This is a genomic window from Massilia sp. GCM10023247, assembly GCF_042653325.1.
GTDB lineage: Bacteria > Pseudomonadota > Gammaproteobacteria > Burkholderiales > Burkholderiaceae_D > Telluria.
Window position 1 is genome coordinate 1 of the sequence record NZ_JBHSIB010000029.1, and the last position, 22,655, is coordinate 22,655.

Genomic DNA, 22,655 nt, shown 5'->3' on the forward strand with positions numbered 1-22,655 from the left:
CGCCGCCGGCGCCGCCCGCTGCGCCCGAGCCGCTGGTCGCGCCCGTGCCGGTGCCGCCGGTGCCGCCGCTGCCGCCGCTGGCCAGGCCGGGAATCGCGTTGCCGGTGCTGGCACTGCCGCTGGTCGCGCTGCCGCCGGTCGACCCGGATGCGGCCTCGCCGCCGGAGCCGGACGCGCCGCTGCCGCCGTCGCCGCGGGCATTGCCGCCCATGCCGTTGGCGCCGTTGCCGCCGGTCGCGCCGCCGCCGCTGGCATTGCCCATGTTGTTGGCGACGTTGCCAATGTTGTGGATCGTGTTGCCGGTGACGGTGCCGGTGAGCGTGCTGGTCGCGGTGGCGGTCGAGGTATTGAACGAATTGGCGAAGTTCGAGGTCGCGGTGCCGCCGTTGTTGGCGGCCGCCGCGCCCATCTCGCTGGCCGTCGCCGCACCGCTGCTGCGGTTCTGGCCCGAGTTGTCGCGGCTCGACGAATCGTTGTTCTGGTTCGAGTTGTCGCGCGTCGACGAATCGTTGTTCATGTTCGAACGGGTACTCGAGTCGTTGTTCCGGTTCGAGTTGTCGTCGGTACGGGTCGAGTTGTCGTCCATGCTGGCGTTGCCGCCGTTGGCGTTGGCGCCGGACCCGCTCTGGGTCACGGTGGTGGAGGAGTCGGTGGATGGTTCCGTCGTTTGTGCCTGGGCATTGAGGCCGAAAGCGAGCGACAGCGCCGTAACGAGCAAGGTCTTGTTCATTAAAAATCCCCTCGGGTGTGTGGTTAAGTTGCAACTGGTAGCAGCACCAGTTGAACGACTTAATGCAAGACGAATGCCAGCTGCGTACGGAAGTGCTCAAATCATTGAAAAATAAGTACAAATCTTCTTGAACGTGCCCAGGCTCCGGTTAACCGTTGGTGCAGGGAACTGAACGAATCCGATCTGTACCGGAAGTGGTACAAACCTGTACCGGCGGACGCGGCCGGACGCGGACACTTCGGCGCTCGGCCGTTCGAAGCGCAGCCCATCCGGACGCAGGGCGCTAGCGCCGGCCCCGTGTCGGCCCGATCCGACAAAAGCGCGGGGCCCGCTCCGATGGTGGACATTGTGTGGCTGAGCTGGATGCGCCTGGCCGCGTTCCGGCGTCCAGTGCCGGGGTGAGTCATCGATTCAGGAAACCTCGCGCCGGGCCCGAACTGGGCGACGCGAACGGGAGGAGGCAATCGGGGCGCCGGGCAGCGGCTCAGGGCCGCATGCCGTGCTTGGCCAGCAGGCGGTACATCGTCGTGCGCGAGACCCCGAGGTCGCGGGCGGCGCGGCTGACGTTCTGGCCGCTGCGGTCGAGGCAGGTGCGGATCGCCAGCCGTTCCGAGCTGCAGCGCGCATCGTCGAGCACGGCTTCGATCGGGGGCGAGGGCATGACCAGGTCGAGGTCGTCGGGCTCGATCCACTTGCCGTCGGCCATGACCAGCGCGCGCCGCACCCGGTTGATCAGTTCCCGTACATTGCCCGGCCAGCCGTGCGCTGCGATCGCGGCCAGCGCCCGGCTGCTGAACCCCTTCAGGCGCGGCGACTTGTCGGCGGCATGCAGCTGGAAAAAGTACTCGGCCAGCTCGACCAGGTCTTCGCGCCGTTCGCGCAGGGCGGGCACCGTTACCGGCAGCACGGATAGCCGGTAATACAGGTCTTCGCGAAAATGACCGCGGGCGACGGCCTGCTGCAGGTTAACGTGCGAGGCCGAAATCACGCGCACGTCCACCGGAATCGCCCGCGTCGAGCCGAGCCGGGTGATGGTCTTGTCCTGCAGGAAGCGCAGCAGGTTGGCCTGGAGGTCTTTCGGCAGGTCGCCGATCTCGTCGAGGAAGAGGGTGCCGCCGTTGGCGGACTCGATCAGCCCGGCCTTGTCGCGCCCTGCGCCGGTGAACGCGCCCCGCTCGTAGCCGAAGAGCTCGGAATGGATCAGGTTGGGGGCGATCGCGCCGCAGTTGATCGGCACCATCGGTCCGGCCGCGCGCAGCGACTGGCGGTGGATCGCCTGGGCCGTGAGCTCCTTGCCGCTGCCGCTTTCGCCCCAGATCAGCACCGGGGCATCGACTTTGGCGACGCGCTCGACCTGGCTGCGCAGGCGCCGCATGACCTCGCAGCTGCCGATCAGGGCCGAGGATGCCGCGGCTGCCGGCCCGGGCCGCGGGCGCGGCTGCCGCAGCAGCGCGTGTCCATGGAGGTGGCCGAGCGTATGGACCAGGCGCCGGACGTCGAGCGGTGGCGTGTGGTAATCGCACAGGTAGTCGCCGACCAGGTCGCGCCAGGCGGGGATCGCCAGCGCCTCGCTGCCGAACACGCCCACCCACTGCACCTCGCCGTGCTGGCGCAGGAAACGGTCTAGCTCGTGGTGGGAACGCGCCCCGATCGCGTGCACCAGCAATCCGACCAGGTAAACCTGCTGGCGCAAGGCCAGGCGCGCCTCCTCGAGGCCGCGCACGGCGTGGATCTGCCATTCGGGCATGGCCTCGCGCAGGAGCTCGACCGGGCCGCTGTTGTCGGGTGCAATGCAGAGCAAACGTTTCGGAACCATCCGTACTCCCGGTCGGGTTGCGCGGCTGCGGGCGAGCTCCCTGCCGGCCGGCCCCATCCACGAAGATAGTAACTAAAGGTTAAGCATACTGCATATTTCCTGTCGTAGAGCGGCGCTCGGGCCTGCCGTGGGGCGTTACCAACTCGACAATGCGCGCCACTTGACCGGAGGAGCGTACTAGTGCATGCCCCAGAGGTCGGCGCGTGTCGTGCCAGGCCGGCGAGCGGCTGGATCAGCTTAACCATATTGCAATGGCAGCACCTGCCCAGCCGGGGCGAGGTGAGCACATACGGCCGGTTCTGAACAGTCAAGCCTGCGTCTTTGATGTAGATCAAAGTTTGTTTAGCCAGGGCTCACGTACAATCAGCGTTTATACTTGCCGTAAAGCAACACAGGAGAGCGCAGTGCGTAGTAATTTGCCGGTCACCGGTATCGAATACCGGATGCAGGAAGGGCAGTCGATCGTCTCGAAGACCGACACCAAGGGTCGCATCACCTATGTCAACCCGGCCTTCATCGAGGTCAGCGGTTTTAACGAGGACGAATTGCTGGGCAAGGCGCACAACATCGTCCGCCATCCGGACATGCCGCCGGAAGCCTTTGCCGACCTGTGGCGCACGCTGCAGGCGGGCGATCCCTGGACCGGCATGGTCAAGAACCGCCGCAAGAACGGCGACTTTTACTGGGTCGTCGCCAACGTGGTGCCGGTCAAGGAAGACGGACGCGTAATCGGCTACATGTCGGTGCGCACCGCGCCGACCCGTGAGCAGGTCGAGGCGGCCAGCGAGCTGTATCGCAAATTCCGGGCGGGCGAGCAGGGCGCGCTGGCGATCCGCGGCGGGCGTGCCGTGCGCACCGGCCTGCGGGCGCGCCTGGACGGCCTGCGCAGCCTGCCGCTCGGGCGCCGCCTGGGCCTGGCGATGGGGATGCAGGCGCTGCTGCTGGGCGCGCTCGGCGTCGCCGCCGACGGCATGCTGTGGCGTGTCCTCGCCGGCCTCGGCGTGCTGGCCACCCTGGCGATCTGGGCCAGCCTGCGCCACGCCATCCTGGCGCCGCTGCGCACCGCGACCGAGGCTGTCTATTCGCTGGCCGGCGGCGACCTGTCGCACGTGGCGGAAGCGCAAGGCACGGACGAATTCGCCCAGCTGCTGCGCGCGGTGCGCCAGCTCAACATCAACCTGCAGGCCATCGTCGGCGACGTGCGCAGCAATGTGCGCGCGATCGAAGAGGCCACGCGCGACATCGCCGCCGGCAACCTCGACCTGGCCGGGCGCACCGAATCGCAGGCGGCCAGCCTCGAGCAGACCGCGGCCAGCCTGGTCCAGATCGCCGCGGCGGCCGAGCAGAACACGGCCGGCGCCGTGCGTGCCGACGAGCTGGTCGGTGCGGCGGCCAGTGTGGCCGGGCGCGGCGGGCAGGCGGTCGACAGCGTCGGCACCACCATGGGGCAGATCAGCGCCTCGGCCACGCGCATCGTCGACATCATCGGCCTGATCGACGGGATCGCCTTCCAGACCAATATCCTGGCGCTGAACGCCGCCGTCGAGGCGGCGCGCGCGGGCGAGCAGGGCCGCGGCTTTGCCGTCGTCGCCGGCGAAGTGCGCAGCCTGGCCCAGCGTTCGGCCAGCGCCGCCAAGGAAATCAAGGGCCTGATCGAGGAATCGGTGCGCCAGGTCGGCGCCGGCGACCTGCTCGTCGGCGAAGCGGGCCAGACCATGCAGCAGGTGGTCGGCTCGGTGCAGGGCGCGGCCGCGATCATGCACGACATCACGCTGGCCAGCCGCGAGCAGGGCAGCGGCATCGCCCAGTTGAATGCGGCCATGTCCGAACTCGACGCCATCACGCGCCAGAACGCAGCCCTGGTCGAGGAATCGGCCGCGGCCTCGAACAGCGTGGCCGAGCAGGCGGTCCACCTGGCCCAGGCCCTGGCCGTGTTCAAGTTCGGCAGCCAGCAGGCGGCCGCATCGACGCCCGCCCGCGCACCAGCCCAGCTCCGCCGTTTTTGATTCAAATCAAAGATTTTGCACCCCTGCATCAATAGACTCCTCTCATCAAGCCGGGCCGCATTCCGCGGCCCGGCAGGCAGCCGGAGTTCCAGATGCATCCTCACGCAGTTTCGCTTCCCGTTTCCTTTTCCCCTAGCCGCGCGCTGCCGGCCTCGTTCACCAACAGCGTCGATTTCGACGCCGAACTGATCAAGCGCCTCGGCAAGAACGGGCCGCGCTACACCTCCTACCCGACTGCCGACCGTTTCAACGAGCGCTTCGGCTACCGCGACTACCTGCATGCCGTCGCGTCGGTACGCACCCGCGGCGCCGCGCGCCCGCTCTCGCTCTACCTGCACATTCCGTTCTGTGACACGGTCTGCTACTACTGTGCCTGCAACAAGATCGTCACCAAGAACCGCGAGAAGGCGGCCACCTATCTCGGCTACCTCAAGCGCGAAATCGCGATGCAGGGCGCGCTGTTCGCCGGCCTCAACGAAGTCGAACAGCTGCACTTCGGCGGCGGCACCCCGACCTATCTGAGCGACGAGCAGATGGACGAGCTGATGGCCCACCTGCGCCGCAACTTCAGCTTCGCTCCCGACGAGGCAGGCGAGTATTCGATCGAGGTCGACCCGCGCACCGTATCAAGCGAGCGCGTGCACAGGCTGCGCCGCCAGGGTTTCAACCGCATCAGCCTCGGCGTGCAGGACTTCGATCCGGAAGTGCAAAAGGCGGTCAACCGCGTGCAGCCGGAGCTTGAAACGCGCGCCATCATCGCGGCGGCGCGCGAGGCCGGCTTCCGCTCGGTCAGCATCGACCTGATCTACGGGTTGCCCAAGCAGAGCCTGGCGACGATGGGCGCCACCCTGGACAAGGTGATCGACGCCAGCCCCGACCGCATCTCGATCTACCATTACGCCCACCTGCCGCACCTGTTCAAGCCGCAGCGGCGCATCCTCGACGCCGACATGCCCGACAGCGAAGAAAAGCTTGCCATGCTGGCCCTGTGCATCGAGCGCCTGACCGGCGCCGGCTACGTCTACATCGGCATGGACCACTTCGCCAAGCCCGGCGACGACCTCGCCGTGGCCCAGCGCCAGGGGCGCCTGCACCGCAACTTCCAGGGCTATTCGACCCATGCCGACAGCGACCTGGTGTCCTGCGGCGTCTCCGCCATCAGCGCCGTGGGCGCGACCTACAGCCAGAACGCGAAGACCCTCGACGCCTATTACGAAGCGCTCGACAACAACGAACTGCCGATCGTGCGTGGGGTGGCGCTCGGCCTCGACGACCTGCTGCGGCGCTCGATCATCCAGAAACTGATGTGCCAGTTCGAGCTGTCGATCCCGTCCATCGAACAGGCTTTCCCGATCGAGTTCGCCAGCTACTTCGCGCCCGAACTGGCGGTGCTGCGCAAGCTCGAAGCGGACGGGCTGCTCACCCTCGACGGCGAATGGCTGTCGGTGACCATGCGCGGGCGCATGCTGATCCGTAACGTCTGCATGGTGTTCGACCGCTACCTGGGCGTGCCGGCGCCCCTGCAATCGGCCCCGCAGCCGGCCGTGCCCCGCTACTCGCGCACGCTCTGACGATGGATGTCCACCTGTTTCCCGTGTTCGTGGTCGGCCTGCTGGGCAGCGTCCACTGCGCCGGCATGTGCGGCGGCATCGTCGGCGCGCTGTCGCTGGCGCCGCCGCGCATGCGTGCCGGCGCCACCGTGATCGCGCTGCGCCCGGTGGCGTCAAACCAGCCGCTCGCGCGCACGCTTGCCTACAATACCGGCCGCATCGCCAGCTATGCGGCGGCCGGCGCCCTCGCGGGGGGCCTCGCCGGCGGCGCGATCTCGCTGGCGGCGCTCCCGAGCCTGCAGGCCGGCGCGTACTGGCTGGCGAACGGGATGCTGGTCGCGCTCGGCCTCTACCTGATGGACGCCTGGCGCGGCATCGCCCGCGTCGAGCAGGCCGGGCAGGCCGTGTGGCGCCGGATCTCACCCGCGCTGCGCCGGGTCGGCCCGCCGGATACGCCGGGCCGCATGCTGGTCGCAGGCGCCCTGTGGGGCTGGCTGCCCTGCGCCATGGTCTACAGCGTGCTCGTCACCGCCATGCTGAGCGGCTCTGCCGCCTCGGGTGCCGCCGTGATGGCCGCCTTCGGCCTGGGCACGCTGCCGATGATGATGGCCCTCGGCCTGGCCGGCGCGCGCCTGCGCGGCTGGCTCGGCCTGCGGGCGGTGCGCCTGGCCTGCGGCGCGCTGGTGCTCGGTTTCGGCCTGCTGGGCATGGCGCGCGCGGCCGGCGGCCTGCCGGCCAGCTGGCTGGGCGCGCTCTGCATCGCCCCGGGAGCGCACCCTTGAACGCCATCGCCCGCGAACTGGTCGGGTGCTATCACTGCGGCCTGCCTCTGCCCGAGGGGCCGCGCTGGCATGCGCGCATCCAGGGTATCGAACAGGACATGTGCTGCCCCGGCTGCGCGGCCGCCGCCCAGGCGATCGTCGACGCCGGCTGCGACGACTATTACGCCACCCGCACCGGTTTCGGCACCCGCGTCGAGGCATTCGATGCGCCCGAGCTGGCCCTGTTCGATGCCGACGGCAATCCGGGCGAGGGCAGTTTTACGGTGGAGGGCATCCGCTGCGCCGCCTGCGTCTGGCTGATCGAGCGCCGCATCGCGGCCGTGCCGGGCGTGCGCGAAGCGAGCCTGAACGTCACGGCGCGCCGCCTGCAGGTGACCTGGGACCCGCGGCAGTGCACGGTGAGCGCCATCCTGCGCGCGCTGCACGCGATCGGTTATACCGGTTATCCGTATGATGCCAAGCGCCATGGCGAGCAGCTCGCACGCGAACGCCGCACGCTGTTTCGCCAGCTGTTCGTGGCCGGCCTGTCGATGATGCAGGTGATGATGTATGCGGTGCCGGTGTACCTGGCCGACGACGGCACCATGGACGCCGACATGACGGCGCTGATGGGCTGGGCCTCGATGCTGCTGACCCTGCCGGCCGTGCTGTACTCGGCCCGGCCCTTCTTCGCCGGAGCCTGGCGCGACCTGCGCCGCGGCCTGCCGGGCATGGACGTGCCGGTGGCGCTGGGCATCGGCGCCGCCTTCATCGGCAGCACCGCGGCGCTGCTGCACGGCGGCACCGACCTGTATTTCGATTCGGTGACCATGTTCGTGTTCCTGCTGCTGGCCAGCCGCTACCTGGAACTGGACGCGCGCCGCCGCGCCGCCGGCGCCCTGGAGGCGCTGCAGGACGGCTTGCCTGCCTCGGCCCAGCGCCTGCCGCGCTGGCCGGAGCGCACCCCGGAACTGGTGCTGGCGGCCGCGCTGCGCCCGGGCGACCTGGTGCTGGTCGCGCCCGGCCAGGCGACACCGGCCGACGGCGCCATCGTCGAGGGCGAGACCGAGGTCGATCTTGCGCTCCTGACCGGCGAGAGCCGCACCAAGCGCATGGGGCCCGGCGACACGCTGCCGGGAGGCGCGGTCAACGTGGCGCAGCCGGTCGTGCTGCGGGTCACGGCCGCGGCGCGCGACAGCACGCTGGCGCTGCTGGTGCGCCTGGCCGGCAAGGCCGGGCAGGGCAAGCCGGCGATCGCGCTCTGGGCCGACCGTGTCGCGGCCTGGTCGGTCGCCGCGCTGCTCGTGCTCACGGTGGTCGTCTTCGTCGGCTGGCAGCTCGCCGATCCGGCGCGCGCCTGGCCGGCGGCGATCGCGGTGCTGGTCGTGACCTGTCCCTGCGCCCTGTCGCTGGCGACGCCGACGGCGCTGGCGGCGGCCACCGACAGCCTGCTGCGGCGCGGCGTGCTGGCCGTCAGTCCGCACACGCTCGAAACCTTCGAGCGCGCCACCCACGTCGTGTTCGACAAGACCGGCACCCTGACCCTGGGCCGGCCGCGCCTGGTGGCGACCCGGGTCCACGGCGCGCCTGACGCGGCCTGGGCGCTGCGCATCGCGGCCGGGCTGGAAGCGGGCAACGCCCACCCGCTGGCGCAAGCCCTGCGCGCCGCCGCGCCGCCGGCGGCCTGCGCCGAAGACGTGTCGTATGTGCTCGGGCGCGGCATCGAGGGCAGCGTCGACGGCGTGCGCTACCGCCTGGGGAGCGCCTGCTTCGTCGCCCAGGTCGCCGGCCCGGCGCCGCTGGAGGACGGCGCGCACGAGGCTAGCAACGAGGCCAGCATCGTCTGGCTGGGCTGCGCCGGCAACTGGCTGGCGTGCTTCGACATCGCCGACGCGCTGCGGCCGGAGGCGGGCGAGGTGGTGCGCCGGCTGGAAGCGGCCGGCAAGACCGTGGTCCTGCTCAGCGGCGACAGCCCGCAGGCCACCGCCGCGCTGGCGGCGCGGGTCGGCATCCGCACCGCCGCCGGCGGCCAGCTGCCGGCAGACAAGCTCGACTTCGTACGGCGCCTGCAGGCCGGCGGCTCGGTGGTGGCGATGGTCGGCGACGGCAGCAACGACGCCGCCGTGCTGCGCGGCGCCGATGTCTCCTTCGCCATGGGCAGCGGCGCGCCGCTGGCGCAACTGCATGCCGACGGCGTGCTGCTCGGCGACAGCCTGGCGCCCCTGCTCGACACCGCCGAGACCGCGCGCCGCAGCCTGCGCGTGATCCGCCAGAACCTGGCCTGGGCCAGCGCCTACAACCTGCTGGCGATCCCGGCGGCCGCGGCCGGCCTGCTCAACCCCTGGCTGTCCTCGATCGGGATGGCGGCCAGTTCCGCCGTCGTCGTGCTCAATGCGCTGAGGCTGAGAAAGTAAGGTAGAAAGTAGAAATGGAAGCCCTGTACCTGTTGATTCCGCTGAGCCTGGTGCTGGTGGCGCTCGCCCTCTGGATCTTCTTCGGCGCCGCCGACAGCGGCCAGTTCGAAGACCTCGAAGGTCCGGCACTGCGCGTCCTGCGCGACGACGACAGCACCCCGGATTGAGCGCGGGCCATGCACGGTGCATGAAATGGCGTCCGGTATTTGTTATTTCTCGACAATTAGTTGCTTCCGGGCTAGGCTGGCCTTTTTGACAAGGACAGACCTCTAATGAAGATGTCGAACCGTGCCCTTGCCGGGGCGCTGCTGTCGCTCGGCGCCCTTGGCCTGGCCTGCACCGCCCAGGCCGCCGGATTCAAGCCTTGCCTCGATGCCGCCAGCGACGCGGCGCTGGCCGGCAGCGTGTGCGCGGTCGAGGCGGTGCCGGCCGATCCTTCCGGCGCCGCCGGCCAGGGCGGCGATGCCGGCAGCGTCTCGCTGTTCGTGCGCAGCTTCCCGGCAGTGGGCAAGCCGCGCGGACGGATCTGGCTGATCGCGGGCGGACCGGGCGAGTCGGGCGCGAACTTCTACACGCTGGTGCCGGCGCTGCGCGCGGCCTTGCCGGGCTTCGACCTGGTCATCCCCGACCACCGCGGCACCGGCTTCTCGACCCGCATGTGTCCGGCCGAGGAAGCCGCCGGTTCGGCAGCCGGCGCCGCCCTGGCTGGCGCGGAGTGGAACAGCTGTTTCGCCCAGCTGAATGCCGATCCGGCGCGCACGCGCCGGTTCTCGCAGACGAATGCGGCGCACGACCTGAAGCACCTGCTGGAGCGCCGGCGCGGCAAGGGCAAGACCTATGTGTATGGCGTCTCCTACGGCACCCAGCTGGTGTTGCGCACGCTGGCGCTCGGGGCGCGCGACATCGACGGCGTCATCCTCGATTCGCTGGTGTCGCTGCAGGACGACGACAAGGCAGACCTCAGCCGCCGTTCACTGGTGGCGGATGCCGTCGGCCGCCAGCGGCTGGCCGACTGCGATGCCGATCCGCGCTGCAGCGCGCGCCTGGGCGAACCGGCCGAACAGGTCTATCGCAGGGCGCTCCTGCGCGCGGCGCAGGAGCCGCAATTGCTGGCCGCGGTGCCCGGCGGGAACCTGAAGCAGTTCCTCGGCACGATCCTCGACCTGCCCAGCGCGGCGCGCGAGCTTCCCACCCTGATCAAGGACATCGATGCCGGCAAGCCCGATTGGGCGAAGGCGGTGCTGGCCGGCGCCGAACGCGACATGGCCAGTCTCGGCTCCTTCCCGCAATCGCCGTCGTCGATCCCGCTGGTCATGCTCATCAGCGCGTCGGAAAACACCTTGCGGCCCGGCCGCAGCGCAGCGCAAGTCGCGGAAGAGGAGGCCGGCCTGCTGTTCGCCAGCAGCCTGCCCGGCTACCTGGTCGGTTCGCCGATCCCGACCTACGGGCGCGACGCGCTGTTCGCGCGCTTGCCGGAGCGCCTGCCGCCGACGCTCGTGCTGCACGGCGACCGCGACGCCAAGACGCCGTATGACGCGGCCCTGCGCCACATCGCCGCGCTGCGCAAGGCCGGTCCGGTAAGGCTGTACACGGCCAAGCGGACCGGGCACTACGTGCTGTGGGCGGACCGCGCCTGCGCCCATGCCGAGGTGAGGCGCTTCGTGCTCGGACAGCCGGGCGGCGCCGGCTGCGTGCAGGCGGCGTCCAGCCGCTGAGCGCAGGCGGCACCCGGCGACTATTTACATCGTCGGCCCGCGCCCGCCGCCGTTTTCCTGTTCGATGCGTTCCTGGCAGGCGATGCAGGTCTGCACGGTGGGGGTGGCCAGCAGGCGTTGTTCCGGGATGTCGCAGCCGCAGGAGACGCAGATGCCGTAGCCGCCCGACTCGAGCCGGCCGAGGGCGGCGTCGATCTCGTGCAGGAGGGCGGTTTCGTGGTCGGCGAAGCGGTGTTCGTCGTGCGCGGTGGCCTCGGCTTCGGGCGAGTCGTCGCCCGTTTCCATGTGCGCCGACGGCGCGATCTGGGGCGGCTCGCCATCGTCGGAGGCGGTGCGGGCGCGGATGGTGGCGAGCGTCGCTTCGCGGCTTTGCTGTAGGCGCTGGGCTACTTCGTCGTGCAGGGATTGCGAGATAGGCGGCATCAGATTTTTCCTGTGAAGTCCATTGAAAAAGCCCGTGCCGGAGCGGCGGGCTGCTCGACAACCCTTGATGCTATTCAGACCGTTACGTGACATGCCGATCGAGGCCGGGCGCAAGGCGCCGTCAAGCCTTCGCTATGTGTCCTCGGTGAAACTGAACATTTTGATTCACATCAAAGATTTTTAAGGCTCAGAAAACTACTCTCCTGCTGTCAATTAAGGGAATCCTTCTAGGAGAGTAAGGTGGAAAGCAGTCTAAACTATAACTACAAGATCGTGCGCCAGTTTGCCATTGCCACGGTCGTCTGGGGCGTCATCGGCATGGCCGCCGGCGTCTTCATCGCGGCCCAGCTTGCATGGCCCGCGCTCAACTTCGACATCGCATGGCTGTCCTACGGGCGCCTGCGTCCGCTGCACACGAATGCGGTCATTTTCGCCTTCGGCATCTGCGGCCTGTTCGCCACCTCGTATTACGTGGTCCAGCGTACCTGCCAGGTGCGCCTGTTCTCCGACAAGCTCGCCAGCTTCACCTTCTGGGGCTGGCAGGCGGTGCTGGTGGCGGCCGCCGTCACGCTGCCGATGGGTTTTACGCGCGGGAAGGAATACGCGGAACTCGAATGGCCGATCGCACTGCTGATCACGGTCGTCTGGGTCGCCTACGCGGTGGTCTTCTTCGGCACCATCATCAAGCGCAAGGTCCAGCACATCTACGTCGCCAACTGGTTCTTCGGCGGCTACATCATCGCCGTCGCGGTGCTGCACGTCGTCAACGGCGCGGTGGTGCCGGTCTCGATGTTCAAGTCCTACTCGGTGTATGCCGGCGTCCAGGACGCCATGATCCAGTGGTGGTACGGCCATAATGCGGTCGGCTTCATCCTCACCGCCGGCTACCTGGGCATGGTCTATTACTTCATCCCGAAGCAGGCCGAGCGCCCGGTGTATTCCTATCGCCTGTCGATCGTCCACTTCTGGGCGCTGATCTTCACCTACATGTGGGCCGGCCCGCACCACCTGCACTACACCGCGCTGCCCGACTGGACCCAGTCGCTGGGCATGGTGTTCTCGCTGATCCTGCTGGCGCCAAGCTGGGGCGGCATGATCAACGGCGTGATGACGCTCTCGGGCGCCTGGCACAAGCTGCGCTCGGATCCGATCCTGAAGTTCCTGATCGTCTCGCTGTCTTTCTACGGCATGGCCACCTTCGAGGGCCCGATGATGTCGATCAAGACCATCAACTCGCTGTCGCACTACACCGACTGGACCGTCGCCCACGTGCACGCCGGCGCCCTGGGCTGGGTCGGCTTCATCACCATGGGGTCGATCTACTACCTGATCCCGCGCCTGGCCGGCAAGAAGAAGATGTGGAGCCTGCAACTGGTCGAAGCCCACTTCTGGGTCGCCACCATCGGCATCGTCCTGTACATCGCCTCGATGTGGATCGCCGGCGTGATGCAGGGCCTGATGTGGCGCGCGGTGAATGCCGACGGCACGCTCACCTATACCTTCGCCGAGAGCGTCAAGGCCACCTATCCGTACTACGTGATCCGCTTCTCGGGCGGGCTGCTGTACCTGTCGGGCATGCTCCTGATGGCCTACAACACCTGGAAGACGCTGGCCGGCACGGTCAATGTCGACGCCCCGATCCCGCAGCCGCGCCATCCGCAGCCTGCGCATGACGAAGCCTGCGCCGTGGAAACCCGTGTGCCGACGCACGCCTGATTGTTGAGAGTAGCGAAAGTCCGAACCAATGAAAAACTTTACCCATGAATGGATCGAGAAGAACCCCTGGCTGCTGATCGGCCTGGTGCTGCTCGTGATCTCCTTTGGCGGCCTGGTCGAGATCGTGCCGCTGTTCTTCCAGAAGTCGACCACCGAACCGGTCGCCGGCCTGAAGCCGTACTCGCCGCTGCGCCTGGCCGGCCGCGACATCTATATCCGCGAGGGCTGCTACAACTGCCACTCGCAGATGATCCGGCCGCTGCGCGCCGAGACCGAGCGCTACGGCCACTACTCGGTCGCCGGCGAATTCGTCTACGACCACCCGTTCCAGTGGGGCAGCAAGCGCACCGGGCCCGACCTGGCCCGCGTGGGCGGGCGCTACAGCGACGAATGGCACCGCAGCCACCTCGACAACCCGCGCGACCTGGTGCCGGAGTCGAACATGCCGGGCTATCCGTGGCTGGCCAAGAACAAGCTCACGCCGTCCGAGATCGTGCCGAAGATGCGCGCCATGCAACTGCTGTCGGTGCCTTATACCGACGAGGAAGTCAAGAACGCGCCGGCCGAACTGGAAGGCAAGACCGAGCAGGATGCGCTGATCGCCTACCTGCAAGGCCTGGGTACGCAAATCAAGAAGAGGAACTGACATGTCCATCGAACTTATCTTTGACCGCGCCAGCAGCGTGATGACCGTGCTGTCGTTCGCCACCTTCATGGGCATCCTGCTCTGGACCTTCCTGCTGCGCCGGAGCGCCGATTTCGACAGCGCCGCCAAGTTGCCATTTGCCGACGAATTTTCAGATGAGGAGCGCGAGCATGGCTGATTTCACCAGCGGCTTCTGGGACTGGTACATCGTCGTCATTACGGTGCTGTCGATCGCCGGTTGCGCCATCCTGCTGTGGTCGCAGTCCAAGCACCGGGTCAAGCTCGGCGCCGACGGCCAGCCGCAGAAAACCACGGGCCACGTCTGGGACGAGGACCTGACCGAACTGAACACGCCGATGCCGCGCTGGTGGATGGGCCTGTTCTACCTGACGATCCTGTTCGGCGTCGCCTACCTGGCGCTGTACCCCGGCCTGGGCACCTATGCCGGCAAGCTGGGATGGAATTCGAGCGGCGCCTACCAGGCCGAGCTGAAAAAGGCCGAACAGGACTTCGGCCCGCTGTTCGCACGCTACGCCGGCCAGGACATCAAGGCGGTCGCCGCCGACCCGCAGGCGCGCGCCATCGGCGAGCGCATGTTCATGAACTACTGCGCCCAGTGCCACGGGTCGGATGCGCGCGGCAACAAGGGCTATCCGAACCTGACCGACAAGGACTGGCTGCACGGCGGCGAGCCCGACACGATCAAGGCCACCATCATGGCCGGCCGCATCGGCATGATGCCGCCGATGGGCGCCGCGCTGGGCTCGGACAAGGACGTCGAGGCGGTCGCGCATTACGTGCGCAGCCTGTCGGGCGTGACCGCCGATCCGATCAAGGTCGTGTTCGGCAAGCCCAAGTTCGCCGCCTGCGTGGCCTGCCATGGCGCCGGCGGCACCGGCAACCAGGCGCTGGGCGCGCCCAACCTGGCCGACAAGACCTGGCTCTACGGCGGCAGCGCCGAGACCATCATGGAGACCATCCGCAAGGGCCGCACCAACACCATGCCGGCCTTCGGCGAGTTCCTCGGCGACGCCAAGGTGCACGTGCTGGCCGCCTATGTCTGGAGCCTGTCGAATCCGGTCGACCATACCAAGGTAGCGGCAAAATGAATGCCCCTAAGGAAGCGGTCATCAAGATGTACGCGGCGCGCGAGGAGATCTATCCGCGCGAGGCGAAGGGCCGCTATGCGACGCTGCGCTGGGCCTGCGTCTGGCTGACCCAGCTGCTGTTCTACGGCCTGCCGTGGATCGGCTTCAACGACCGCCAGGCCGTGCTGTTCGACCTCGGTACGCGCAAGTTCCACCTGTTCGGCCTGGTGCTGTGGCCGCAGGACTTCATTTATCTTGCCGGGCTCCTGATCATCTGCGCGTATGGGCTGTTCCTGGTCACCGCGGTGGCCGGGCGGGTCTGGTGCGGCTTTGCCTGCCCGCAGACGGTCTACACCGAACTGTTCCTGTGGATCGAGCGGCGGATCGAAGGCGCGCGCAGCGCCCGCATCCGCCTCGACCGCCAGCCCTGGAACGCGGAGAAGATCTGGAAGAAGGGCGCCAAGCACGCGGCCTGGCTGGCCGTCGCGCTGTGGACGGGCTTTACCTTCGTCGGCTATTTCACGCCGGTGCGTTCGCTCATGGCCGAGGCGGCCAGCTGGAACCTCGGCCCGTGGGAAGCGTTCTGGGTGCTGTTCTACGGTTTCGCCACCTATGGCAATGCCGGCTGGATGCGCGAGCAGGTCTGCAAGTACATGTGCCCGTACGCGCGCTTCCAGAGCGCGATGTTCGACAAGGACACGCTGATCGTGACCTACGACCGCGCCCGAGGCGAGCCGCGCTCGCCCAGCGGCCGCCCGCCGGTCGTCAACGGCGTGGCCGCGCCGAAGGCCGGCGACTGCATCGATTGCACCCTGTGCGTGCAGGTCTGCCCGACCGGGATCGACATCCGCCAGGGCCTGCAATACGAATGCATCGGCTGCGCCGCCTGCGTCGACGCCTGCAACGGCGTGATGGAGAAGGTGAGCAAGCCCAAGGGCCTGATCCGCTACGCCACCGAGAATGCGCTGGCCAAGGGCTGGAGCAGCGCCGAGGTCGGGCGCCGCCTGCTGCGTCCGCGCGTGCTGGGCTACGGCGCCGTGCTGCTGCTGTTGATGGCGGCGATGACGGCCTCGCTGGCGCTGCGGGTGCCGCTCAAGGTCGACGTGATCCGCGACCGCGGCTCGATGGGGCGCGAAGTCGAGGACGGCCGCATCGAGAACGTGTACCGGCTCCAGCTGATGAACACCAGCGAGCAGGCGCGCAGCTACCGCCTCGGCGTGAGCGGGCTGGCGGGCGCGGCGATTGCCGACGCCGACGTGGTCGAGGTCGACGGCGCGAGCGGGCGCGCGGTGCCGGTGCGCGTGCGCGCCGACGCCGGCGGCCAGTCCGGCTCGCACCGGATCGAATTTACCATCACCGCGCTCGACGACCCGGCGGTCGCGGTGCGCGAGGAGGCGGCCTTCATCGTGCCGCGTTAAGAACAGCAGGAGCCGAACATGCAATCCACCTCACCCGTTTTCCCGCAGCCGCCGGTCCAGCCCTGGTACCGGCACCGCTGGCCCTGGTTCATCATGCTCGGGCCGGCGGCCGTGATGCTGGCCACTGCCGTCACCGTCGGCCTGGCGCTGCGCCAGCCCGATGCGGTGGTCGTCGACGACTATTACAAGCAGGGCAAGGCGATCAACCAGGACCTGCGGCGCGACCGCGTGGCCACCGGCATGCGGATGGCTTTCCACGGCCGCTACGATGCGGCCACCGGCGTGCTGGCAGGGCGGCTCCAGAGTTTCGGGCGCCCGATGCGCATGCCGTTCCGGATCATGCTGGCCCATCCGACCCAGCCCGCGAAAGACCTGGTACTCGAGGCGCAGCCCGGCGCCGACGGCAGCGTCGCGCTTGCCGTGCCGGGACTCGAGATGACCCACTGGCAGGTCGTGATCGAGGGGGCGGGACGCGAATGGCGGCTGGCGCGCGGCTGGAGTCCGGCCTCGGCCACGGGGCTGGAGATCGTCGCCGACGCGCCGCTGTAGGCAGGGCAGGGCGCTGCGCGCGCCCTGTAAAGACTGTTCCTCGCCACTCTTCCATGTTAGATTTCCAGCGCGGCAATTTGCCGGACTACTAACTAGAAGAGACACCATGCCTGCTACCTCCAAGCGCTCCCTGCGCGTCGCCATCGCTTCCCTGTTCGTCCCGTTCGCGCTGGCCGGCGCGCTGCTGCCGTCGACGGCGGTGGCCGCGCCTGTCGCCGCTGCTGCCGCTCCAGCTGTCAAGCCGAACGCCGCCTTCGATGCCTGGGCCGACAAGTTCGCCAACGACTGGGTGCGCCGCAATCCGCAGTACGCCACCGCCACCCAGTACTTCAGCGGCGCCGAGCAGGACCGCCTCGACCGCGAGCTGACGCCGCAGACGCCGGCCCAGCGCAAGCAGGCAATCGACATGGCGAAGCAGGGCCTGGCGCGCCTGGACAAGTTCCTGTCCGGTCCCCTGAGCGAGACCCAGCGCGTTTCGGCCCTGGTGATGCGCTGGTCGCTGTCGAACACGGTCGCCAACGAGCCCTTCGAAGACCATAACTTCGTGTTCTCGCAGTTCAGCGGCGTGCAGGTCGGCCTGGTCAACTTCATGACCCAGACCCACCCGATGCGCCGCGCCTCGGATGTCGACAGCTACCTGGCGCGCCTGGACCAGGTCGCCGCACGGATGGACGAAGCGCTGGCGCGCGGCCGCTCGGCCGCGGCGCGCAAGCTGATCCCGCCGCGCTTCATCCTCGAGCGCGCCCAGTTCCAGGTCGATACCTTCCTCAAGCCGGCCGCGCCGCAGAACGTGCTGGTGACCTCGCTCGAGCAGCGCACGGCCGGGCTGAAGGACTTGACGCCCGAAGCGCGGACCGCGGCGATCGCGCGCGCGACGAAAATCGTCGAGGACAAGATCCGTCCGGCCTACACCCGGGTCCAGGCCTTCATGAAGGATCTGCATCCGAAGACCGACGACACGGCCGGCATCTCGCGCCTGCCCGACGGCGCCAAGGCGTATGCGCGCGCGCTCGCCAACTACACCAGCACCACGCTCGGCGCCGAGGAGATCCACGCGATCGGCCTGCGCGAAGTGGCGCGCATCGAAGCCGAGATGGACAAGCACCTGCGCTCGCTCGGCTTCAAGGAGGGCAGCATCGAAGCGCGCATGAAGGCGCTCGACGCCACCTTCCAGCCGAAAGGCGAAGGGGACCCGCGCCCGGCGATCCTGGCGAGCTACGTCGAGATGGTGAAGGACGCCGAGCGGCGCAGCGCGCCCCTGTTCAACATGAAGCCGCGCGCCCCGGTCGTCGTGCTGCGCGAGCCGCCGCTGACCGAAGCCTCGGCCGCCGCCCACTATTCCCTGCCGGCGCCGGACGGCAGCCGCCCGGGCGTGTTCTGGGTGCCGATGCGCGGCCCGACCTTCGACATGATCCGCATGCGCAGCCTGTCCTACCACGAGGCGGTGCCGGGCCACCACTTCCAGCTGGCGATCCAGCAGGAACTGACCGGCATCCCGAAATACCGCAGCCAGCGCATCTTCAGCGGCGGCAGCGCCCACAGCGAAGGCTGGGCGCTGTACACCGAGCGCCTTGCCGTGGAGCAGGGTTGGTACGAAGGCGACGTCCCGGGCCTGCTGGGCGCGCTCGGTTCGGAACTGTTCCGCGCACGCCGCCTGGTGGTCGACACCGGCCTGCACATGAAGGGCTGGACCCGCCAGCAAGCGGTCGACTACGGCATCAACGTCCAGGAAGTGGACCGCTACGTCGCCTGGCCGGGCCAGGCCACCGCCTACATGATCGGCATGCTGCGCATCCTCGAGCTGCGCGACAAGGCCAAGGCGGAACTCGGTGCGAAATTCTCGCTCCCGGGCTTCCACGACATGGTGCTCGGCGCCGGCTCGGTGCCGCTCGACGTGCTGGGCCAGCTGGTGGACGGCTGGATCGCGAAGGAAAAGGCGAAGGCGTAATGCGTAGGGGTGGTCGAGGCCGGTGGCCTCGACTACGTGTTCACCGGGCGGCTCCACCCTTCACGACGCGCATACGCGGCCATTGCGCCTGCTTCGCGTTCCGCGGGCATTTAGCCCGCGTCACCCCACGCGTTCAACCACCCCGTGATCTGCCACGAATGATCGCCCGTGCGTTGAACGCGTGGGCGGCGCACACGCCGCGTGGGCATTTATGGCCGGGTGGAGCCGCCCACCCTACGACATCGGGCTACACTGGTCCGTGCCGGCCGCGATCGCCTTGAGCTTGACCGGGTCGAGCAGCCGCACTTCGCGCTTGTCGACCTCGATCCAGCCTTGTTTCTTGAAGCGCGACAACAAGCGGCTGACGCTCTCGATGGTCAGGCCGAGGTAGTTGCCGATGTCCTCGCGCGACATGCGCAGGCCGAAGCTGGTCGAGGAATAACCGCGCGCCGCGTAGCGGGCCGACAGGTTCACCAGGAACACCGCAAAACGCTGCTCGGCGCGCATGTTGCCAAGCAGTAGCATGACGTTCTGCTCGCGCGTGATTTCCTGGCTCATGATGCGGTGGAAGTGGCGCAGCAGCGCCGGCACCTGGCCGAACAGGTCTTCCAGGCGCGCGAACGGGATTTCGCACACTTCACTGTCTTCCAGCGCCACCGCGTCGCAGTGATGGCGGTCGCCGCTGATGGCGTCCATGCCGAGCAATTCGCCGGCCATCTGGAAACCCGTGATCTGCTGCTCGCCGGCCGCATTCACCTGGTAGGTCTTGAAATGGCCGTAGCGCACCGCGTACAGGCTGCGGAAGGGCTCGTCCATGGCGTACAGGCGCTCGTCGCGCGCGAGACGGCGGCGGCGGCCGATGATCTGGTCGAGCCGGGTGATGTCGGCGTCGTCCAGCCCCATCGGCAGGCACAGCTGGTGCATGCTGCAGGCGCTGCAGCTGGCCTTGATGGCGCCGAGGCTGATCGGCGCCGTCGCAGGAAGTGGAATGCCTTGGTTCATCTGGAGAGAAAAAAGCGGGGTCAGCCCGATTATAGACCGCCCACCTCGCCAACCCGGCGTTTTTTCCGGACATGGCTGTCCGCGCAGCGGCAAGCGATGTACGGACGCAACGGCCGTGCGGGCTTCAGTGTATTGTTGCCAACGACAGCCAGGCTGCCAACTGTGCGCGCGATGGACCATGCTAGATTCTGGAGAGCTCATCCCCGGAGGTGCTCATGTTCGGCTTATCGGCCCTGGACCTGGCCCGCATCCAGTTTGCGTTCACGATGTCCTTCCACATCCTGTTCCCGGCGGTCACCATCGGCCTGGCAAGTTACCTGGCCGTGCTCGAGCTGTCCTGGCTGCGCACGAAACGCCCGGTCTACGTCGACCTCTACCATTTCTGGCTCAAGATCTTCGCCGTCATGTTCGGCATGGGCGTGGTGTCGGGCATCGTGATGGCTTACCAGATCGGCACCAACTGGAGCGCCATGTCCGAGTTCGCCGGCTCGATCATGGGCCCGGTGCTGGCCTACGAGGTGCTGACCGCCTTCTTCCTGGAAGCGGGCTTCCTCGGCGTCATGCTGTTCGGCTGGACCCGGGTCGGCCCCGGCCTGCATTTCCTCGCCACCTGCATGGTCGCGGTCGGCACACTGATTTCCGCCACCTGGATCCTGGCCGCCAACAGCTGGATGCAGACCCCGCGCGGCTATGCCATCGAGGGCGGGCGCATGGTGCCGGCCGACTGGCTGGCGATCGTCTTCAATCCGTCGTTCCCGTTCCGGCTGATGCACATGGTGGTGGCCGCCTATCTCACGACGGCGCTCATCGTCGGCGCCACCGGGGCCTGGCAACTTCTTCACAGGAAAGAAAAGGCGCGCGACAACCCGGCGGTGCGCAAGATGCTGTCGATGGCGATGTGGATGATCCTGATCGTGGCGCCGATCCAGGCCGTGATCGGCGACTTCCACGGCCTCAACACGCTCGAACACCAGCCGGCCAAACTGGCGGCGATGGAAGGGCACTGGCAGAACGAGCCCGGCAAGGCCGTGCCGCTGCTGCTGTTCGGCATTCCCGACATGGCCGCCGAGCAGACCCGCTACGCGGTCGGCATCCCCAGGCTGGGCAGCCTGATCCTCACCCATAGCTGGTCCGGCCAGATTCCGGGCCTCAAGGAGTTCGCGCCCGAGGACCGGCCCAATTCGCTGATCGTGTTCTGGAGCTTCCGCCTGATGGTCGGCCTGGGGCTCTTGATGATCGCGCTCGGCGCCTGGAGCCTGCTGCTGCGGCGGCGCGGGCGCCTGTTCACTTCGACCGCCTTCCTGCGTGCTGCCATGTGGATGGGACCGGCCGGGCTGGTGGCCATCCTCGCCGGCTGGGTCACGACCGAAGTCGGGCGCCAGCCCTGGGTCGTGTACGGGGTCATGCGCACCAGCCAAGCCGCCTCGCCGCACGACGCCGGCACGCTCGCGCTCACGCTCGGCCTGTTCGTCGTCGCCTACATGTTCGTGTTCGGCGCCGGCACCGCCTATGTGCTGCGCATGATGCGCAAGGGGCCGCAGGCCTTCGAGCTGCACCGGGCCACCGAGGGCGGGCCGGGGGAAGAGCGCACGCCGAGCCGTCCGATGTCCGCCGCCGACGTCGGCAACGACGACGACGGCGCGCCCGGCATGCAACTCGACACCAGGGGAGACTGAGCATGGGCATCGACACCTCGCTCATCTGGGCGCTGATCATCTACTTTGCCGTGTTCATGTACGTGCTGCTCGACGGTTTCGACCTCGGCATCGGCATGTTGTTTCCGTTTGCCAAGGAAAAACGCGACCGCGACACCATGATGAATACCGTCGCCCCGGTCTGGGACGGCAACGAAACCTGGCTGGTGCTGGGCGGGGAGGGCTTGCTGGCGGCCTTCCCGGTGGCCTATGCGATCATCCTGTCCGGGCTCTACCTGCCGCTGATCTTCATGCTCATCGGCCTCGTGTTTCGCGGGGTCGCCTTCGAATTCCGCTTCAAGGCCAAGGAAAGCGGGCGTCACATGTGGGACAAGGCCTTCATCGGCGGCTCGGTGGCGGCCAGCTTCTTCCAGGGTGTCTCGCTCGGCGCCTTCCTCGACGGCATTGCGGTATCCGGGCTGCGCTATGCCGGCGGCCCGCTCGACTGGGTCGCGCCGTTCCCGCTGCTGGCCGGCGTCGGCGTGATGATCGCCTATACGCTGCTCGGCAGCACCTGGCTGATCATGAAGACGGAAGGGGACCTGCACTTTCGCATGGTGCAGGTCGCGCGCCCGCTGGCGCTGCTGCTGCTGGGCGCCATCGTGGTGGTCAGCATCTGGACGCCGCTGCGCGATCCGCTGGTCGCCGCGCGCTGGTTCACCTTCCCGAACATCGTGTTCCTGCTCCCGGTGCCGGTGCTGGTGCTGCTGGCCATCGCGGTCCTGCTGCTTTCGCTCAAGCGCGACCCCCACCGCTTGCCCTTCATCTCCGCGCTGGCCCTCATCTTCCTCGGCTATTCCGGGATGGCGATCAGCATCTGGCCGCATATCGTGCCGCCCGCGATCACCATCTGGGAGGCATCCTCGCCGCCGAGCAGCCAGGGTTTCGCGCTGGTCGGCACGCTCTTCATCCTGCCGATCATCCTCATGTACACGATCTGGTCGTACTGGGTCTTCCGCGGCAAGGTCAAGGCCGACGCCGGGTATCACTGATGGGCGAGGGACCGCAACCGGGAGCCCAGCCCGAGCGGCCAGCAGGCCGCCGCGCCCTCTGGCTGCGCCGGCTGGGCTGGATGGCGGCGCTGTGGGCAGCCGGCGTGGCCGCGCTGTGGCTGGTGGCCACCCTGATCCGGGCGATCATGCACGCAACCGGGATGCGGTAAACGCCCTGTTTTCGCGA

At 68.2% G+C, this 22,655-nt stretch carries 19 protein-coding genes and 1 pseudogene; 16 read left to right on the plus strand and 4 right to left on the minus strand.

Annotation, left to right across the window (positions count from 1 at the left end; genetic code table 11):
• Positions 1 to 730: pseudogene (locus tag ACFPAH_RS22345) on the minus strand (hypothetical protein); the annotation flags it as partial.
• Positions 731 to 1,214: 484 nt separating this feature from the next.
• Positions 1,215 to 2,546: a sigma-54 dependent transcriptional regulator gene (locus tag ACFPAH_RS22350; protein WP_379749737.1), complete on the minus strand. Its 1,332-nt coding sequence runs from the start codon at positions 2,544 to 2,546 to the stop codon at positions 1,215 to 1,217.
• Positions 2,547 to 2,950: 404 nt separating this feature from the next.
• Here ACFPAH_RS22350 and ACFPAH_RS22355 point away from each other — a divergent pair, with 404 nt between their 5' ends.
• The 6 genes from ACFPAH_RS22355 (at position 2,951) to ACFPAH_RS22380 (ending at position 10,992) form a co-directional block, all read left to right on the plus strand.
• Complete coding sequence (locus ACFPAH_RS22355) at positions 2,951 to 4,552, plus strand: methyl-accepting chemotaxis protein (RefSeq protein WP_379749739.1); 1,602 nt, start codon at positions 2,951 to 2,953, stop codon at positions 4,550 to 4,552.
• Between the two features lie 92 nt (positions 4,553 to 4,644).
• Positions 4,645 to 6,123, plus strand: a complete 1,479-nt coding sequence (gene hemN, locus ACFPAH_RS22360; RefSeq protein WP_379749741.1) for an oxygen-independent coproporphyrinogen III oxidase — start codon at positions 4,645 to 4,647, stop codon at positions 6,121 to 6,123.
• Between the two features lie 2 nt (positions 6,124 to 6,125).
• Positions 6,126 to 6,884: a sulfite exporter TauE/SafE family protein gene (locus tag ACFPAH_RS22365; protein WP_379749743.1), complete on the plus strand. Its 759-nt coding sequence runs from the start codon at positions 6,126 to 6,128 to the stop codon at positions 6,882 to 6,884.
• Positions 6,881 to 9,277 (plus strand): heavy metal translocating P-type ATPase, encoded by a 2,397-nt coding sequence (locus ACFPAH_RS22370; protein ID WP_379749745.1) that lies wholly within the window; start codon positions 6,881 to 6,883, stop codon positions 9,275 to 9,277. Before ACFPAH_RS22365 ends, ACFPAH_RS22370 begins: the two co-directional genes overlap by 4 nt.
• 14 nt (positions 9,278 to 9,291) lie before the next feature.
• The gene (ccoS, locus tag ACFPAH_RS22375; protein WP_379749747.1) at positions 9,292 to 9,444 is read left to right on the plus strand and encodes a cbb3-type cytochrome oxidase assembly protein CcoS; all 153 of its coding nucleotides are present in this window, start codon (positions 9,292 to 9,294) and stop codon (positions 9,442 to 9,444) included.
• 105 nt (positions 9,445 to 9,549) lie between these two features.
• A complete protein-coding gene (locus tag ACFPAH_RS22380; protein ID WP_379749749.1) occupies positions 9,550 to 10,992 on the plus strand; it encodes an alpha/beta hydrolase in 1,443 nt (480 codons plus the stop codon).
• 24 nt (positions 10,993 to 11,016) lie between these two features.
• On the opposite strand, the gene ACFPAH_RS22385 is transcribed toward ACFPAH_RS22380, so the two are convergent.
• A complete protein-coding gene (locus ACFPAH_RS22385; protein ID WP_379749751.1) occupies positions 11,017 to 11,415 on the minus strand; it encodes a TraR/DksA family transcriptional regulator in 399 nt (132 codons plus the stop codon).
• A 240-nt stretch (positions 11,416 to 11,655) separates the two neighbouring features.
• On the opposite strand from ACFPAH_RS22385, the gene ccoN reads away from it, so the two are divergent.
• The 7 genes from ccoN (at position 11,656) to ACFPAH_RS22420 (ending at position 18,780) form a co-directional block, all read left to right on the plus strand.
• Complete coding sequence (gene ccoN / locus ACFPAH_RS22390) at positions 11,656 to 13,131, plus strand: cytochrome-c oxidase, cbb3-type subunit I (protein WP_379749753.1); 1,476 nt, start codon at positions 11,656 to 11,658, stop codon at positions 13,129 to 13,131.
• 28 nt (positions 13,132 to 13,159) lie between these two features.
• On the plus strand, positions 13,160 to 13,777 hold the full coding sequence (ccoO, locus tag ACFPAH_RS22395) for a cytochrome-c oxidase, cbb3-type subunit II (protein WP_379749755.1): 618 nt from the start codon (positions 13,160 to 13,162) through the stop codon (positions 13,775 to 13,777).
• A 1-nt stretch (position 13,778) separates the two neighbouring features.
• On the plus strand, positions 13,779 to 13,955 hold the full coding sequence (locus ACFPAH_RS22400) for a cbb3-type cytochrome oxidase subunit 3 (RefSeq protein ID WP_379749757.1): 177 nt from the start codon (positions 13,779 to 13,781) through the stop codon (positions 13,953 to 13,955).
• Complete coding sequence (gene ccoP / locus ACFPAH_RS22405) at positions 13,948 to 14,886, plus strand: cytochrome-c oxidase, cbb3-type subunit III (protein ID WP_379749760.1); 939 nt, start codon at positions 13,948 to 13,950, stop codon at positions 14,884 to 14,886. The genes ACFPAH_RS22400 and ccoP overlap by 8 nt, the downstream gene beginning before the upstream one ends.
• Positions 14,883 to 16,283 (plus strand): cytochrome c oxidase accessory protein CcoG, encoded by a 1,401-nt coding sequence (gene ccoG / locus ACFPAH_RS22410; protein ID WP_379749762.1) that lies wholly within the window; start codon positions 14,883 to 14,885, stop codon positions 16,281 to 16,283. The genes ccoP and ccoG overlap by 4 nt, the downstream gene beginning before the upstream one ends.
• 18 nt (positions 16,284 to 16,301) lie before the next feature.
• The gene (locus tag ACFPAH_RS22415; RefSeq protein ID WP_379749764.1) at positions 16,302 to 16,832 is read left to right on the plus strand and encodes a FixH family protein; all 531 of its coding nucleotides are present in this window, start codon (positions 16,302 to 16,304) and stop codon (positions 16,830 to 16,832) included.
• A gap of 106 nt (positions 16,833 to 16,938) precedes the next feature.
• Complete coding sequence (locus ACFPAH_RS22420) at positions 16,939 to 18,780, plus strand: DUF885 domain-containing protein (RefSeq protein WP_379749766.1); 1,842 nt, start codon at positions 16,939 to 16,941, stop codon at positions 18,778 to 18,780.
• 234 nt (positions 18,781 to 19,014) lie between these two features.
• Here the strand turns inward: ACFPAH_RS22420 and fnr are convergent, their stop codons facing one another.
• Complete coding sequence (gene fnr / locus ACFPAH_RS22425; protein ID WP_379749768.1) at positions 19,015 to 19,782, minus strand: fumarate/nitrate reduction transcriptional regulator Fnr; 768 nt, start codon at positions 19,780 to 19,782, stop codon at positions 19,015 to 19,017.
• Between the two features lie 215 nt (positions 19,783 to 19,997).
• On the opposite strand from fnr, the gene ACFPAH_RS22430 reads away from it, so the two are divergent.
• From ACFPAH_RS22430 to ACFPAH_RS22440, 3 genes are read left to right on the plus strand one after another with little or no spacing between them, the layout of a single operon-like run.
• Complete coding sequence (locus ACFPAH_RS22430; protein ID WP_379749770.1) at positions 19,998 to 21,458, plus strand: cytochrome ubiquinol oxidase subunit I; 1,461 nt, start codon at positions 19,998 to 20,000, stop codon at positions 21,456 to 21,458.
• A gap of 2 nt (positions 21,459 to 21,460) precedes the next feature.
• A complete protein-coding gene (gene cydB, locus ACFPAH_RS22435) occupies positions 21,461 to 22,468 on the plus strand; it encodes a cytochrome d ubiquinol oxidase subunit II (RefSeq protein ID WP_379749772.1) in 1,008 nt (335 codons plus the stop codon).
• Positions 22,468 to 22,638 (plus strand): DUF2474 family protein, encoded by a 171-nt coding sequence (locus tag ACFPAH_RS22440; RefSeq protein WP_379749774.1) that lies wholly within the window; start codon positions 22,468 to 22,470, stop codon positions 22,636 to 22,638. The genes cydB and ACFPAH_RS22440 overlap by 1 nt, the downstream gene beginning before the upstream one ends.
• Positions 22,639 to 22,655: the final 17 nt, after the last annotated feature.

What these genes read in the sequence shown, in the direction of transcription:
- ccoG (WP_379749762.1), top strand. Translation starts at nt 14,883, where the DNA reads ATGAATGCCCCTAAGGAAGCGGTCATCAAGATGTACGCGGCGCGCGAG.
- ACFPAH_RS22400 (WP_379749757.1), top strand. Translation starts at nt 13,779, where the DNA reads ATGTCCATCGAACTTATCTTTGACCGCGCCAGCAGCGTGATGACCGTG.
- ACFPAH_RS22420 (WP_379749766.1), top strand. Translation starts at nt 16,939, where the DNA reads ATGCCTGCTACCTCCAAGCGCTCCCTGCGCGTCGCCATCGCTTCCCTG.
- ACFPAH_RS22380 (WP_379749749.1), top strand. Translation starts at nt 9,550, where the DNA reads ATGAAGATGTCGAACCGTGCCCTTGCCGGGGCGCTGCTGTCGCTCGGC.
- hemN (WP_379749741.1), top strand. Translation starts at nt 4,645, where the DNA reads ATGCATCCTCACGCAGTTTCGCTTCCCGTTTCCTTTTCCCCTAGCCGC.
- ccoS (WP_379749747.1), top strand. Translation starts at nt 9,292, where the DNA reads ATGGAAGCCCTGTACCTGTTGATTCCGCTGAGCCTGGTGCTGGTGGCG.
- fnr (WP_379749768.1), bottom strand. Translation starts at nt 19,782, where the DNA reads ATGAACCAAGGCATTCCACTTCCTGCGACGGCGCCGATCAGCCTCGGC.
- ACFPAH_RS22415 (WP_379749764.1), top strand. Translation starts at nt 16,302, where the DNA reads ATGCAATCCACCTCACCCGTTTTCCCGCAGCCGCCGGTCCAGCCCTGG.
- ACFPAH_RS22440 (WP_379749774.1), top strand. Translation starts at nt 22,468, where the DNA reads ATGGGCGAGGGACCGCAACCGGGAGCCCAGCCCGAGCGGCCAGCAGGC.
- ACFPAH_RS22365 (WP_379749743.1), top strand. Translation starts at nt 6,126, where the DNA reads ATGGATGTCCACCTGTTTCCCGTGTTCGTGGTCGGCCTGCTGGGCAGC.
- cydB (WP_379749772.1), top strand. Translation starts at nt 21,461, where the DNA reads ATGGGCATCGACACCTCGCTCATCTGGGCGCTGATCATCTACTTTGCC.
- ccoO (WP_379749755.1), top strand. Translation starts at nt 13,160, where the DNA reads ATGAAAAACTTTACCCATGAATGGATCGAGAAGAACCCCTGGCTGCTG.
- ACFPAH_RS22350 (WP_379749737.1), bottom strand. Translation starts at nt 2,546, where the DNA reads ATGGTTCCGAAACGTTTGCTCTGCATTGCACCCGACAACAGCGGCCCG.
- ACFPAH_RS22385 (WP_379749751.1), bottom strand. Translation starts at nt 11,415, where the DNA reads ATGCCGCCTATCTCGCAATCCCTGCACGACGAAGTAGCCCAGCGCCTA.
- ACFPAH_RS22430 (WP_379749770.1), top strand. Translation starts at nt 19,998, where the DNA reads ATGTTCGGCTTATCGGCCCTGGACCTGGCCCGCATCCAGTTTGCGTTC.
- ccoP (WP_379749760.1), top strand. Translation starts at nt 13,948, where the DNA reads ATGGCTGATTTCACCAGCGGCTTCTGGGACTGGTACATCGTCGTCATT.